We start from the raw sequence: 13,917 nt of genomic DNA, 5'->3' as shown, positions 1-13,917 counted from the left end.
ACGCACTGGATCGCCGCCGGTGCGGTCGCACCGGCGCCGAGGCAACATTGGGCTTGTGACCTGTGTCTATGACCGAATGATGAACGGAAGGGCGTAACAGATCCGCAGCCATTCGCGGTGGTCGAACTATGGGCGGGGGTTTTCGGGGTCGTTAACAATGTCCGGCGGGGACGTCGTTAAACGTTAACGTCGCGGGTTGGCGAGGACAGCGAATGACGGTACCCCGCGACATGGACGCGAACAAGTGTGGCCCAGATTCCCTAAGATCGCCTCCCGAACATCGATGTTGATGTGATTGCCGACAGTTCACGAAATGGCATTGCTATTTTTTCAAGATCGACCTATATCATACCGTCCATGTATGTTGAACCACTCGCGGAACGGCGTGTCGGCGTGCTGCAGGGAGGCGGGCTCTCGAGCACCGCCCTGGGCATCTGGCTGGCCGAGCAGGGCGTCGACGCCCACCACCTGGTCGCCGACCTCGGGCAGGCGCCACCGGCGGAGCTCGAGGCGACGGTCGCGGCCTGGCGGGCCCGCGGGGTGCCGGCGACCCTGGTCGACCTGCGCGCGCCGATGGCCGAGCTGGCCCTCGACCTGGTGCGCTACCAGGCCCGCCACGACGGCGGCTACTGGAACACCACGGGCGCCGCCCGGCTCGTGCTGGTCGAGCACCTCGCGCCGCGACTGGTGGCCGACGGCGCCGCGGTGCTCGCCCACGGCTGCGTCGGCGGCGGCAACGACCAGCGCCGGTTCGCCCGCTACACCGGCCGCTTCACCCCTGGCCTGGACGTCTACGCGCCGTGGACCGACCCGAAGGCGCTGCTGCGCTTCCCCGGCCGGGAGGCCATGCTCGACGCGGTCCGCGACGCCGGCCTGCCGCTCGACGCCGGCAGCGGCGCCGACTGGTCGACCGACGCCTCCATCGCCGGCGCCTCGCACGAGTCCGCGACGCTGGAGGACCTCGCCGCGCCGGTCGACGCCCGCACGCTGCGCCCGCGCTGGAGCCGGTGGCCCGCCGACGCCCCCGGCGAGCCGGAGCCGGTCACCGTCACGGTCGCCGAGGGCCGCATCACCGACATCGGCGGCAGCGGGCCCGACCCGGTCGCCATCCTGGAGCGCGCCCGCGATCTCGGCGCCCGGCACGGCGTGTGGCTGCGCGACGTGGTCGAGCGGCGCATCATCGGCACCGTCTGCCGCGGCGTCTACGAGGCGCCCGCCCTGGAGGTGCTCGGCGCCGCCTGGCAGCGGGTCCTGCAGACCAGCCTGGACCAGCGCTCGCGGGTGCTCTACGACCAGCTCAGCGCCACGCTCGGGGCGGCCGTCTACGAGGCGTGGTATGCGGAGCCGGCCGCCGTGGCCGCCCGGGCCGCCCTCGACGCGCTGCTGGCCCGGGCCTCGGCCACCGTCACGCTCACCCTGCACCGGGGCACCGCCCGCCCCACCGCCGTGGACGTCACCGCCTCCGGCGCGCTCCAGCAGACCCGGTTCGGCACGGGCGGCAACCGGTGGCGCGAGCCGCTGGCCGTCGCGGCGTGACCGTACCCCTCAAGGAACGGAGAACCTTTCGATGCGCTACCGCACCTTCGGCCGGCTCGGCTGGCAGGTCGGCGAGATCGGATACGGCATGTGGGGCATCGGCGGCGGCGAAGGCGGCTGGACCGGTGCCGACGACACCACCGGCAACGAGGCCCTGTTAGCGGCCATCCGGCTCGGCTGCAACTTCTTCGACACCGCCTGGATCTACGGCCGCGGCCACAGCGAGCGGCTGCTCGGCGGCCTCGCCCGCGCCGTCGCCGACGCCCCGCCGCCCGGCGGGCTGAAGCTCGCCACGAAGATCCCGCCGAAGGACCGCCGCTGGCCGTCGGCCCGCGACTCGGCCATCGAGGACGTGTTTCCCGCCGACCATATCCGCGAGTACGTCGACCGCAGCCTCGACAACCTGGGCGTCGAGCGCATCGACCTGCTGCAGTTCCACGTCTGGGAGGACGCCTGGGCCCGCGACCCCGGCTGGCAGCGGGTCGTCGCCGACCTGCGCGACCAGGGCCTGGTCGAGGGGATCGGGATCAGCATCAACCGCTGGGAGCCGTGGAACGTCCTCGACACCCTCGGCACCGGCCTGATCGACGCCGTGCAGGTCATCTACAACATCTTCGACCAGTCCCCCGAGGACAAGCTCTTCGGCGTCTGCGCCGAGCTCGACATCGCCGTCATCGCCCGGGTCCCGTTCGACGAGGGCACCCTCACCGGCACGCTGACCCGCGACAGCACCTGGCCCGAGGGCGACTGGCGCAACAGCTACTTCGTGCCGGAGAACCTCGAGGCCAGCGTCGCGCGGGCCGAGGCGCTCAAGGCCGTGCTGCCCGCCGGGGTGAGCCTGCCCGCGCTGGCGCTGCGCTTCATCCTCGCCAACCCGCAGGTCAGCACCGTCATTCCGGGCATGCGCACGCTCGCCCACGTGCACGCCAACATCGCCACCAGCGACGCTCCGCCGCTGGACCCCGCCGTCCTGGACGAGCTGCGCCGGCACCGCTGGGACCGCGAGCCCACGGAGTGGTCGCAGTGAGCGCGCCGTCGATCCTGGTCATGTGGGCCGTGCCGCGGTCGCGCTCCACCGCCTTCCTGCGCATGATCATCGAGCGCGGCGACCTCGACGTCGTGCACGAGCCGTTCTCCAACCTCGCCGCCACCGGCCGCTTCGAGCTCGGTACCGCCACCGCCACCTCGATCGAGGAGCTCTTCGACCTGCTGCTGGACCGGGCCCGCACCGGTGACCGGCGGCTGTTCGTCAAGGAGACCACCGACTACCGCTACGACGCGGTCCTGGCCGACCCCCGCCTGCACACCGAGCTCACCAACACCTTCATGATCCGCGACCCCGCCGCCGTCGTCGGGTCCCACTACGCGATGAACCGGGCCGTGGAGCGCGACGAGATCGGCTTCGAGCGGGTGTACGAGATCTTCGCCGCGGTCCGGGCCGCCGGCGCCCCCGCTGTCGTGGTCGACGGCGACGACCTGGTCGCGGACCCGCCGGCGGTGATCGCCCGCTACTGCGAGCTGACCGGGCTGCCCTTCCGGCCCGAGGCCCTGACCTGGGACCAGGGCGTCCGCCGGGAGTGGGCGCGCACCGAGGCGTGGCACCGCGACGTGGCCCGCAGCAGCGGCTTCACCACGGCCGCGAACGAGCACCCGATCGACCCGGCCGACGCCGACCGGGTGGCCGCCCTGATCGAGTACCATCGGCCGTTCTACGAGCGGCTGCGCGAGCACCGCGTCGCGGCGGCGGCGGCCCGATGAGCCGGCCGCCGTATCGCGTCTCCCATCTGGATGCTCTCGAGGCCGAGAGCCTGTTCGTCATGCGCGAGGTGGTCGCCGAGTTCGAGCGGCCGGTGCTGCTGTTCTCCGGCGGCAAGGACTCGATCGTGATGCTGCGGCTGGCGCAGAAGGCCTTCCACCCGGCCCGGATCCCGTTTCCCTTGCTGCACGTGGACACCGGCCACAACTTCCCCGAGGTCCTGGCCTACCGGGACCGGCGGGTGGACGAGCTCAACGTGCAGCTGATCGTGGCCAGCGTCCCGGAAGCGATCAACGCCGGGCTGGTGCGCGAGTCGCCGGACGGCACCCGCAACCGGATCCAGACACCCGTGCTGCTGGGCGCGGTGGAGAAGTACCGGTTCGACGCGTTGTTCGGTGGTGCACGGCGGGATGAGGAGAAGGCCCGGGCGAAGGAACGGGTGTTCTCGTTCCGGGACGACTTCGGGCAGTGGGATCCGCGCAACCAGCGGCCGGAACTGTGGGCGCTGTACAACGCCCGGATCGCGCCGGGCGAGTCGATCCGGGTGTTCCCGCTGTCCAACTGGACCGAGCTGGACGTGTGGCACTACATCGCCCGCGAAGGCATCGACCTGCCCGGCATCTACTACGCCCACGACCGCGAGGTCGTCGACCGCGGCGGGATGCTCTACGCGATCAACGAGTTCCTGCCGCTGCGGGCCGGTGAGTCCCCGTTCGTGGAGCGGGTGCGCTACCGCACCGTCGGTGACGCGTCGTGCACCGCCGCGGTGCGCAGCGACGCGGACACGATCGACAAGGTGATCGACGAGGTCGCGGCGACCCGGGTCACCGAGCGCGGCGCGACCCGCGGGGACGACAAGGTCAGCGAGGCGGCCATGGAGGATCGCAAGCGGGAGGGGTACTTCTGATGATGGACCTGCTGCGGTTCGCCACCGCGGGCTCGGTGGACGACGGGAAGTCGACGCTGATCGGCCGGCTGCTCTACGACTCGAAGGCGATCTTCACCGACCAACTGGAGGCGGTCGAGGCCACCTCCCGCTCCCGCGGCGACGAATACACCAACCTCGCCCTGCTCACCGACGGCCTCCGCGCCGAACGCGAACAAGGCATCACCATCGACGTCGCCTACCGCTACTTCGCCACCCCACGCCGCAAGTTCATCATCGCCGACACCCCCGGACACATCCAGTACACCCGCAACATGGTCACCGGCGCCTCCACCGCCGACCTGGCCCTCATCCTGGTCGACGCCCGCAAAGGCCTGGTCGAGCAGTCCCGCCGCCACGCCTTCCTCTGCTCCCTGCTCCGCGTGCCGCACCTGGTGCTGTGCGTCAACAAGATGGACCTGGTCGACCACGACCAGGCCGTCTTCGACCGCATCGCCGACGAGTTCACCTCGTTCGCCGCCAAACTCGACGCCCCGGACCTGACCGTCATCCCGATCTCGGCGCTGCACGGCGACAACCTGGTCACCCGCAGCGAACGCATGCCCTGGTACGACGGCCCGTCCCTGCTCCACCACCTCGAACACGTGCACATCGCCGCCGACCGCAACCTCGTCGACGTCCGCTTCCCCGTCCAATACGTCATCGAAGGCCGACGCTACGCCGGACAGGTCGCCGGCGGCGTACTCAAGACCGGCGACGACATCCTCGTCCTCCCCTCCGGCCTCACCACCCGGATCACCCACATCGACACCGCCGACGGACCCGTCACCGAGGCCTACCCACCCATGTCCATCACCATCCGCACCGCCGACAACCTCGACATCACCCGCGGCGACCTCATCTGCCGACCCCACAACACCCCAGCAGTCGCCCAGGACATCGAAGCCATGATCTGCTGGATGGACGAAACCCGCCCCCTCACCACCGGCGGCCACTACGCCATCAAGCACACCACCCGCACCGCCCACACCGTGATCCGCGGCCTGCACTACCGCCTCGACATCAACACCCTGCACCGCGAAGAATCCGCCACCCAGCTCGGGCTCAACGAGATCGGCCGGGTCACGCTGCACACCACCGTGCCGCTGCTCACCGACGAGTACCGCCGCAACCGCACCACCGGCGGGTTCATCGTGATCGATGAGACGAGCAACCGTACGGTCGGCGCCGGAATGATCCTCAAGGGCGCCTAGGGATCCAGGGACGTCATTTCCTGTTCGACCGACCTTTATGTCCAAATCATACTTTGTAGGTAGCTCTAGGCGGGATCATGAATGCGTTTCTCATGACCGCGGCCGATGACGGGCTGGCCGGGCGCGGATTCGAGATCCGATACAGCTCGCCGCTCGATCCGATCGCCGCGCCGATGCTGCGCGAACTGGACGAGGAATACCTCGCCCGCTACGGACCCAACGAGGAGATGCGCCGCCACCCGGCGGCCGAGTTCGCCGCGCCCGACGGCGCCTTCCTGCTCGTCCTCGGCGGCGGGCTGACGGTCGCCGGGGGCGCCTTCCGCCGCCTCGACGCCTCCACCGCCGAGCTCAAGCGGGTGTGGACGCACCGGCCGTACCGCCGCACCGGCCTGGCCTCCGCGGTGCTGCGGGAGCTCGAGGCGGAGGCGGCCCGGCGCGGCTACCGGCGGGTCTACCTGACGACCGGCCCGCGCCAGCCCGAGGCCCTGGCCCTGTACCGGGCGGCCGGGTACCGCGCGCTGTTCGACCCGGCGGCGGACCTCACCACCCACGACGATCTGGCGTTCGACAAGCCCCTCGCGGCCGCCCGATGAGGCCCTCCGTCCGGGCGACCGCCACCGGCGGCGACGCGATGGACGACCTCGACGGGCTGCCGGTGGTGCCGGCCCGCTACCCGTGGCGGTGGCTCGCCACGCTCGTCGTCGCCGTGCTGCTGGCGATGGCCGGGCACGCCCTCGTCACCAACCCGGCCTGGGACTGGAAGGTGGTCGGCGAGTACCTGTTCTACGAGACGATCCTGCGCGCCGCCTGGCTGACGCTGAAGCTCACCGCGCTCGGCATCGTCCTCGGGTTCGTCATCGGCACCGTGCTGGCGCTCATGCGGCTGTCCAAGGTGCCGCTGCTGACGTCGGTGGCGTGGACGTACGTGTGGATCTTCCGCTCGGTGCCGCTGATCCTGCAGCTGCTGTTCTGGTACAACCTCGCGATCCTCTACCGCTACCTGTCCTTCGGCATCCCATTCGGCCCGTCGTTCGTCGAGGTCGCCACCATGGACCTCATCGGGCCGGTCACCGCCGCGACCCTAGGCCTGGCCCTGCACCAGGGCGCCTACGCGGCCGAGATCGTGCGGGCCGGGGTGCTCTCGGTCGACCCGGGCCAGCTGGAGGCGGCCGCCGCCCTGGGCGTGCCGCGCGGCCGGCAGATCCGCCGGATCATCCTGCCGCAGGCGATGCGCACCATCATCCCGACCGCCGCCAACGAGATCGTCGGGCTGGTCAAGGGCACGTCGGTGGTGTACATCATGGCCCTGCCCGAGCTGTTCTACCAGGTGCAGGTCATCTACAACCGCAACGGCCGGATCATCGCGCTGCTGCTGGTCGCCACCATCTGGTACCTCATCATCACCTCGATCCTGTCGGTCGCGCAGTTCTACGTGGAGCGGTACTTCGCCAAGGGCAGCACGCGCGTCCTCCCGCCCACGCCGTTGCAACGCCTGCGCGCCTTCGTCGCCGCCCGGACCGCCTCGTGAGCCCCGCGATGGTCGAGGTGCGCGGCGTGCACAAGAGCTTCGGCGCGCTGCACGTGCTGCGCGGCATCGACCTGCGCGTGCGGGCCGGCGAGGTGACCGTCGTCCTCGGCCCGTCCGGGTCCGGCAAGTCCACCCTGCTGCGCAGCATCAACCACCTGGAGCGGGTCGACCGCGGGTACATCGCGATCGACGGGCAGCTGATGGGCTACCGGCGGGCCGGGAACCGGCTGCACGAGCTCACGGAACGGCAGATCCTCAAGCAGCGCACGCACATCGGGTTCGTGTTCCAGAACTTCAACCTCTTCCCGCACCTGACCGCCATCGAGAACGTCGCGGAGGCGCCGATCTCCGCGCAGCGCCGTCCCCGGGCGGAGGTCTACGCCGAGGCCGAGGCCCTGCTGCGCCGGGTCGGCGTGCTCGACAAGGCCGGCGTCTACCCGCGGCAGCTCTCCGGCGGCCAGCAGCAGCGGGTCGCCATCGCCCGCGCCCTGGCGCTGCGGCCGAAGGTGGTGCTGTTCGACGAGCCCACCTCCGCCCTCGACCCCGAACTGGTCGGCGAGGTCCTCGACACCATGCGCGACCTCGCCCGCGGCGGCACCACCATGATCGTCGTCACCCACGAGATCGGCTTCGCCCGCGAGGTCGCCGACACGGCCGTGTTCATGGACGAGGGCCGCATCGTCGAGCAGGGCCCGCCGGACGAGGTACTGAACCGCCCGCGGCACGACCGCACCCGCGCCTTCCTCAGCAAGGTGCTCTGAACCCCGCCCCCGAAGGAGGACCTTTGTTACCCGCCCGTCTCACCGTGCTGGCCGCCACCGCCGCGGTCACCATCGCCCTCGCCGGCTGCGGCACGCCCAGCGACATCGCCGCCGGCGCCGCCCCGTCCGGCTCCGACGGCCCGCTGCAGGTCAACCTGAGCCCGGAGCAGCACCGGGTCCGGGCTCAGCAAATCGACGCCATCGCCGCCACCGTCCCGGCCGCCGTCCGCGACAAGGGCGAGCTCGTCGTCGGCGTGAACCCCGACGGCGCGCCGCCGCTTGAGTTCCTGGCCACCGACGACCGCACGCTGATCGGCTCGGAGCCGGACATCGCCCAGCTCGTCGCCGACGTCCTCGGGCTGAAGCTGGTGCTGGAAAACACCTCCTGGGAGAACCTGTTCCTGGCCGTCCGGTCGGGCAAGTACAACCTGGGCTTCTCCAACATCACCGTCACCGAGGAGCGCAAGGACCTCTACGACTTCGCCACCTACCGGGTCGACCAGCTGGCCTGGGAGGTCCGCAAGGACAGCACGATCACCAAGATCGAGTCGCCGGCCGACATCGCCGGGCTCAACGTCTCGGTCGCCTCCGGCACGAACCAGGAGAAGATCCTGCTGGAGTGGGACCAGCAGAACAAGGCGGCCGGGCGCAAGCCGGTGAACATCTCGTACTTCGAGTCCTCGGACTACCAGCTGGCGCTGCGCTCCGGCCGCATCGACGCCCACTTCGGCCCCAACCCGACGGTCGCCTACCACGTCGCCGTCGCGGGCGAGACCCGCATCGCCGGCACCTACTCCGGCGGCGGCGCCTCCGTCGAGGGCCGGATCGCCGCCATGACGGTCAAGGGCAGCGGCCTGGCCGAACCGGTCGCGGCCGCGCTCGACGCGGTCATCAAGGACGGCAAGTACGCCGAGGTGCTCAAGCGCTGGGGCCTGTCCAACGAGGCGATCCCGGAGTCGAAGGTGAACCCGCCGGGCCTGCCGCGCGAAGCCAAATAACGCTGGCACGATGGCTGCGTGACCCACGACGACGCCGGGCTCGACGCGACGCTCGCCGCATGGCTGGGCGGCGCCGCGCTGCCCGGCCACCCGTTCTCCGGCGAGGCGGTCGGCGTGATCCGCTCACTCGTCGGCGACCCGTAGCACGATCTTGCCCTGGATGTGGCCGCGCTCGGCGCGGTCGTGGGCCTTCGCGGCGTCCGGCAGTGCGAAGACGCTGTCGACGCTCACGCGCAGCCGGCCGTCGTCGATCAGCCGGGCCAGCTCGGCCATCTGCCCGCCGTCGGAGTGGACCTGGCCGCCCACGAAGGTGATGCCCAGCCGCGCCGCCTCTTCGCGGTGGTACTCCCCGAAGAAGACCGGGCTGATCGTGCCGCCCGGGCGGACGGTGGGCAGGAACCGGTAGCCGTGCGGGCCGCCGACCGTGTCGATGACGTGATCGACGTCGCGGACCAGGTCCGGCACCGGCTGCGTGGTGTAGTCGAGGAACTCGTCCACGCCGAGGCCGCGCAGGAACGACTCGTGCCGGCCGGAGGCGACCGCGATGACCCGCGCGCCGCGGGTCTTGGCCAGTTGCACAAGGAAGTGGCCGACGCCGCCGGCCGCGCCGTTGACGAGCACTGTCCGGTCCGGGCCTTCGCCGAGCCCGATGTGGTCGAAGAGGAACTGGTAGGCGGTCAGCCCGGCCATCGGCACGGCGGCCGCCTCGACGTGGCCGACGCTCGCGGGCTTGCGGGCCAGGTGCGACGCGGGAGAGGTGGTGTATTCGGCGTAGCCCTTCCCGCCGTTGTTGAGCTCGGGGAAGCGCACCATCCCGAACACCTCGTCGCCCACCCGCCACCGGGTGACCTCCGGCCCGACGGCGGCGACCACCCCGGAGACGTCGGAGCCCGGCGTGAACGGCAGCCCGAGCCCCGTGGGCCGCATGTCCTCGGGGATGTTGGCGAACCCGATGCGCGCATACCAGTCCGGCGGGTTCAGCGCCGCCGCGTGCACCCGGATCAGCACGTCGCCCGGCCCCGGCTCGGGGACCGGCACCTCCTCATAGGTCAGCACCTGCGGACCGCCGAACGCGTGCACCCGCACTGCCTTCATCGTCGTCTCCCCACACGCCAGTATTCGGAGCAGTGCCCCGAATAGTAATCGGGGCACTGCTCCACTTGTCAAGGCCATGGCGGGCCCGGGTCAGGTGACGCGGATTTCCTCGAGGTCGGTGCTGCGGCGCAGGAAGAGCAGGCCGACGGCGGTCGTGGCCAGGACGGCGAGCAGGGCGACGCCGCCGGCGCGGGACAGCTCCAGCCACGGGATGCCGACCGGCCGGACGATCAGGGGCTCCACCACGGTCGTCCAGTGCTCGGGATCGGTGTCCGGGCCGCTCGCGCCGCAGATCTCGGCGCTGGCCGTGCACGTCGTCATCGTGCCGCCGCCCGCCGAGACCTCGGCGCCGAAGGTGCGGGCGACGCTCAGGCCGACCGCGAGCGCGACCAGCACGGCCGGGACAGCCGGGAGCAGGCTCTGCCACAGGATCGCGCGGCCGAGCGTGCCGCGGGGCACGCCGGCGGCGACGAGCGCGGCATACTCCCGGCGGCGCGTGACGATGCCCTCGGCGACGACGATGAGCATGGCGATCGCGGTCAGCGCGATGGCGCAGTAGACCGCCGCGTCGATGAGGTCCATGGTGCGCAGGTAGAACGGGTCCGCGAGGCCGCCCTGCGGCTCGATGCCCGGGTTCTCCAGCCGGAGCTCGGCCCGCTCCACCTCCGCGAGTGCGGCGAACTGGGCCCGCACGCCCGCGGCACCGGCGCCGAAGAGCACGCAGATGAGCAGGACGGCGAGGGTACGGCTGCCGCTCCACGGATCGGCGGTGAGCCGGGCGGACGCGAGCAGCGTCGCGGGCCGGCGGGCGCCGCGGCCCAGCAGGCGCCCGGCCGTGTAGGTCAGCCAGCCGGTGCCGATCACCACCCCGAAGCCGGCGGCGGCGACGCCCGCCAGGAGCAGCACCGGCAGCAGCCAGTCGGGCGGTGCGGGGTACTTCAGGTGCGCCCGCAGCTTCGACTCGGACGCGACCCCGGCGATGAGGGCGACCCCGGCCACGATGAACACGCCCGCCCACGGGCGCGGGCCGCGGGCGCGGCGCACCCGGCGCACGACGCCGAACGGGCTCACCGTCACCCGGCGCATGACGATCGCCGCCGCCAGCGCCGCGAGCAGCGGGATCGCCGCCACCGCGACGGCGGTGAACCAGGGCTGCGGGAAGACGTCGGTGGGCAGCGGCAGCTTGCCCTCGGCGTCGGGCCGGTGAAGCAGGCGGTGCCCGGCGAGGTACACCCCGAGCCCGGCCAGCGACCCGGCCAGCGCCGCGACGCCGGTCTCGGCGCTCGCGACCGCGACGGTCTGCAGCGGCGTGGCCCCGGCCAGCCGGAAGGCGGCGAGCCGCCGGTCGCGGGCCGGCGCGCCCAGCCGGGTGCACTGGCCGGCCAGCGCGAACACCGGGATGGTCATGAGCAGCAGCGTCAGCACCACGCCGGGGCGCAGGCCGGGCTCGCGCAGCAGGGCGTTGCTGTACTGCTCCGCCCACTCGTCGGAGCCGGTGCCGTGCAGCGAGAGCCGGCCGATGGCCACGACGTTGGCCGCGGTGAGCACGGCGAGCGTGGCCAGGGCGGTGCTCAGCGCGGTGAGCACGATCCGCAGGGTGTCGACCCGCGACCCGGCCAGCGCGAGCCGCAGCAGCGTGCCGGGCCTCACCGGCCGTGCCTGCCGCTCGGCAGGGCGATGCCCAGGCCGCTCTCGTCGAGCACGCCGTCGCGCAGGACGATCTCGCGGTCGGCGTACCCGGCGACCCGCGCCTCGTGCGTGACCAGCACGACGGTCGTGTGCTGCTCGTGCGCGACCCGCACCAGCTGGCGCAGCACCTGCTCGCCGGTGAGGGTGTCCAGCGCGCCGGTGGGCTCGTCGGCGAACACCAGCCGCGGCTCGGTGACCAGGGCCCGGGCCAGCGCGCAGCGCTGCTGCTGGCCGCCGGACATCTCCCCCGGCCGGCTGTCGGCGACCTCGGCGACGCCGACCCGCTCGAGCCAGGTCAGCGCCGCCGTGCGCGCCTCTCGCCGCCCCGTGCCGGCGAGCAGCAGCGGCAGCGCGACGTTCTGCGCCGCCGTGAGCTCCGCGACGAGCTGGCCGAATTGGAACAGCACGCCGAACGCGGTGCGCCGCAGCCGGGCCCGGGCCGCCTCGGACATCGTGTCGACCCGGGTGCCGAGGTAGGTGATCTCCCCCGAGTCGGGCCGCATGATCCCGGCCAGGCAGTGCAGCAGCGTCGACTTGCCGCAGCCGCTCGGCCCGGTGACGGCGAGGATCTCGCCCTCCGCCACGTCGAGCGTGATGCCGCGCAGGGCGGGTGTCGCGCCATACGAGCGGACCACCGCCCGCGCCTGCAGGATGTGGGTCATCGGTCTACCCCCGGTTGCGCTTGGGCGACGCGGGCCAGCGTGGTGCGCAGCCAGTCCAGGTCGGCGTCGAGATGGGCGATGGCGTAATCGGCGGCGATGACCTCGCCGAGGCTCGCGCCCGGGTCGGTCTTCACGGCGGTGAGCTCACGCAGCCGGTCGGCGTGGGCCTTGCGCTGCGCGGCGAGGTAGCTCAGGGCACGGCCGGCGTCGGGCCACATGAGCGCGACCATCACCTTCGTCAGCAGCGTGCCGCTGACGTGCGGGGCGGGCGGCTCGACGGTGCCGACCCACCGCTCCAGCTCGGCGCGCCCGGCCTCGGTGATGGCGAACGTGGTGCGGTCCGGCCCGCCGGCGCGGTCCTGGCCGGCCTGGGTGACGAGCCCGTCCCGCTCCAGGCGGCCGAGCGTGGCGTACACCTGGCCGAACCCCAGCGGCTTCGCCCTGGGCAGCGTGCGATCGTGCGCGTGCTTGAGGTCGTAGCCGTGCTTCGGCCCACTGCCGAGCAGACCGAGCAGCACATACGACGCGGACACCGCCCCACTATTCATCGAATGAATAGCGGCTGTCAACCCTGCCCGCCACACAGCAACGCCTCCCGCGGCAGGGCCTGCGGGAGGCGTTGGGGCTCTACGCCGGCGGCGGGCCGGCCCGGCGTTTCACGAACCGGCGAGAGCGGCCTCGATGACGCGCAGCACGGCGAGACTGTCACGCGGGTCGACGGGCGGGCGGGAGCCGGTGCGCAGGGCCGTGGCGAGCTCGGCGTAGTACGACAGGTAGGCGCCCGGGCGGGTGGGCACCTCCCGCGTGGCGGCGCCGGCGCCGATGCTGCCCCACCGCTGCCGCGGGTACTCCCCGAAGCCCTCGTCGCCGGGGCGCAGACCGTCCTTGAGCTGCGGCTCCTGCGGGTCGAGGCCGTAGGCCAGGTAGGTGCCGGCGGTGCCGCGCAGCATGAACCGCGGCCGGGCCTGCCCGGCGACGCTGCTCATCCACAGCCGGCTGCGCACGCCGCTCTCGTGCTCCAGCGAGATGAGCACGTCGTCGTCGTTGACCGCGCCCGCGCGCCGGGCGTCGACCTCGGCCCGGACCGCGCGGACCGGGCCGAAGAGCTGCAGCGCCTGGTCGACGAGGTGGGGCCCGAGGTCGTAGACGATGCCGCCGCCGTCGGCCGGGGTGGTGCGGTCCTTGCGGCGGCCGGTGAGCTCGGGCTTCCACCACTCGAACGCCGACTCGAAGACGAACACGTCGCCGAGCTCGCCGGAGGCGAGCAGGTCGCGGACGGTGAGGAAGTCGCCGTCCCAGCGCCGGTTCTGAAAGACCGTGAGCGTGCGCCCGGCCGCCTCGGCGGCGTCGATGAGCCCCTGCATCTGCGCGGCGGTGAGGGCGGGCGGCTTGTCGACCACCACGTGCAGGCCCGCGCCGAGCGCCCGCCGGGTCAGCTCGACGTGCGTGTCGTTGGGCGTGCCGACCACGGCGAGGTCGGCGTCGCCGGCGAGGGCGAAGGCCGCGTCGGCGTCCGGGACGATCTTGGCGCCGGGGTGGGCGGCGTGGGCCGCCGCGGCCCGGTCGGGGTCGGAGGTGACGACGACGTCGATGCGGTAGTCGCCGGTGGCCTCGAGCAGCGGGGCGTGGAACACCCGGCCGGCCAGGCCGTAACCGAACAACAGCGCCCGCAAGGGCTGCGCGGAGGTGGACATGGGCGTGCTCCTTATGATCAAGCGGGACCCGCCGACGATCGTAACCGGCCGGCCCGGCC

15 protein-coding genes are annotated in these 13,917 nt (G+C 72.4%); 10 read left to right on the top strand and 5 right to left on the bottom strand.

What is annotated here, in order from left to right; translation table 11 throughout:
- Window positions 1–357 precede the first annotated feature (357 nt).
- The 10 genes from ACQPXD_RS23290 to ACQPXD_RS23245 all read left to right on the top strand — a co-directional run bounded on the left by ACQPXD_RS23290 (window position 358) and on the right by ACQPXD_RS23245 (window position 8,862).
- A complete protein-coding gene (locus ACQPXD_RS23290) occupies window positions 358–1,536 on the top strand; it encodes an argininosuccinate synthase domain-containing protein (RefSeq protein ID WP_432841861.1) in 1,179 nt (392 codons plus the stop codon).
- Window positions 1,537–1,567: 31 nt separating this feature from the next.
- Window positions 1,568–2,563, top strand: a complete 996-nt coding sequence (locus ACQPXD_RS23285) for an aldo/keto reductase (RefSeq protein WP_432841859.1) — start codon at window positions 1,568–1,570, stop codon at window positions 2,561–2,563.
- Window positions 2,560–3,294 carry a hypothetical protein gene (locus ACQPXD_RS23280; protein WP_432841857.1) on the top strand — a complete coding sequence of 245 codons (735 nt, stop codon included), beginning with the start codon at window positions 2,560–2,562 and terminating at the stop codon, window positions 3,292–3,294. Before ACQPXD_RS23285 ends, ACQPXD_RS23280 begins: the two co-directional genes overlap by 4 nt.
- Window positions 3,291–4,199, top strand: coding sequence for a sulfate adenylyltransferase subunit CysD (gene cysD / locus ACQPXD_RS23275; protein ID WP_432841855.1), 909 nt, complete (start codon window positions 3,291–3,293; stop codon window positions 4,197–4,199). Before ACQPXD_RS23280 ends, cysD begins: the two co-directional genes overlap by 4 nt.
- A 2-nt stretch (window positions 4,200–4,201) precedes the next feature.
- Window positions 4,202–5,431, top strand: a complete 1,230-nt coding sequence (locus tag ACQPXD_RS23270; RefSeq protein WP_432843936.1) for a sulfate adenylyltransferase subunit 1 — start codon at window positions 4,202–4,204, stop codon at window positions 5,429–5,431.
- 77 nt (window positions 5,432–5,508) lie between these two features.
- On the top strand, window positions 5,509–6,024 hold the full coding sequence (locus tag ACQPXD_RS23265; RefSeq protein WP_432841853.1) for a GNAT family N-acetyltransferase: 516 nt from the start codon (window positions 5,509–5,511) through the stop codon (window positions 6,022–6,024).
- Window positions 6,021–6,959: an amino acid ABC transporter permease gene (locus ACQPXD_RS23260; protein WP_432841851.1), complete on the top strand. Its 939-nt coding sequence runs from the start codon at window positions 6,021–6,023 to the stop codon at window positions 6,957–6,959. The genes ACQPXD_RS23265 and ACQPXD_RS23260 overlap by 4 nt, the downstream gene beginning before the upstream one ends.
- A gap of 8 nt (window positions 6,960–6,967) precedes the next feature.
- Window positions 6,968–7,720: an amino acid ABC transporter ATP-binding protein gene (locus tag ACQPXD_RS23255; protein ID WP_432843934.1), complete on the top strand. Its 753-nt coding sequence runs from the start codon at window positions 6,968–6,970 to the stop codon at window positions 7,718–7,720.
- 23 nt (window positions 7,721–7,743) lie between these two features.
- A complete protein-coding gene (locus ACQPXD_RS23250; RefSeq protein ID WP_432841849.1) occupies window positions 7,744–8,718 on the top strand; it encodes a transporter substrate-binding domain-containing protein in 975 nt (324 codons plus the stop codon).
- A gap of 18 nt (window positions 8,719–8,736) precedes the next feature.
- Entirely contained in the window at window positions 8,737–8,862 is a 126-nt protein-coding gene (locus ACQPXD_RS23245) for a hypothetical protein (protein WP_432841847.1), read from the top strand.
- Here ACQPXD_RS23245 and ACQPXD_RS23240 read toward each other — a convergent pair.
- The 5 genes from ACQPXD_RS23240 to ACQPXD_RS23220 form a co-directional block, all read right to left on the bottom strand.
- The gene (locus tag ACQPXD_RS23240) at window positions 8,842–9,813 is read right to left on the bottom strand and encodes an NADP-dependent oxidoreductase (protein ID WP_432841845.1); all 972 of its coding nucleotides are present in this window, start codon (window positions 9,811–9,813) and stop codon (window positions 8,842–8,844) included. The two genes, ACQPXD_RS23245 and ACQPXD_RS23240, sit on opposite strands and share 21 nt — an antisense overlap.
- A gap of 90 nt (window positions 9,814–9,903) precedes the next feature.
- Window positions 9,904–11,463 (bottom strand): FtsX-like permease family protein, encoded by a 1,560-nt coding sequence (locus ACQPXD_RS23235; RefSeq protein WP_432841843.1) that lies wholly within the window; start codon window positions 11,461–11,463, stop codon window positions 9,904–9,906.
- Window positions 11,460–12,164, bottom strand: coding sequence for an ABC transporter ATP-binding protein (locus ACQPXD_RS23230; protein ID WP_432841841.1), 705 nt, complete (start codon window positions 12,162–12,164; stop codon window positions 11,460–11,462). Before ACQPXD_RS23230 ends, ACQPXD_RS23235 begins: the two co-directional genes overlap by 4 nt.
- Complete coding sequence (locus ACQPXD_RS23225) at window positions 12,161–12,697, bottom strand: PadR family transcriptional regulator (protein ID WP_432841839.1); 537 nt, start codon at window positions 12,695–12,697, stop codon at window positions 12,161–12,163. Before ACQPXD_RS23225 ends, ACQPXD_RS23230 begins: the two co-directional genes overlap by 4 nt.
- Before the next feature lie 123 nt (window positions 12,698–12,820).
- A complete protein-coding gene (locus ACQPXD_RS23220) occupies window positions 12,821–13,858 on the bottom strand; it encodes a Gfo/Idh/MocA family protein (RefSeq protein WP_432841837.1) in 1,038 nt (345 codons plus the stop codon).
- Window positions 13,859–13,917 lie beyond the last annotated feature (59 nt).

It is taken from the genome of Dactylosporangium sp. CA-092794 (genome assembly GCF_050948465.1).
Lineage (GTDB): Bacteria > Actinomycetota > Actinomycetes > Mycobacteriales > Micromonosporaceae > Dactylosporangium.
The sequence above is the reverse complement of the archived record's forward strand: the minus strand, read 5'-3'. Positions and strand labels throughout refer to the sequence as shown.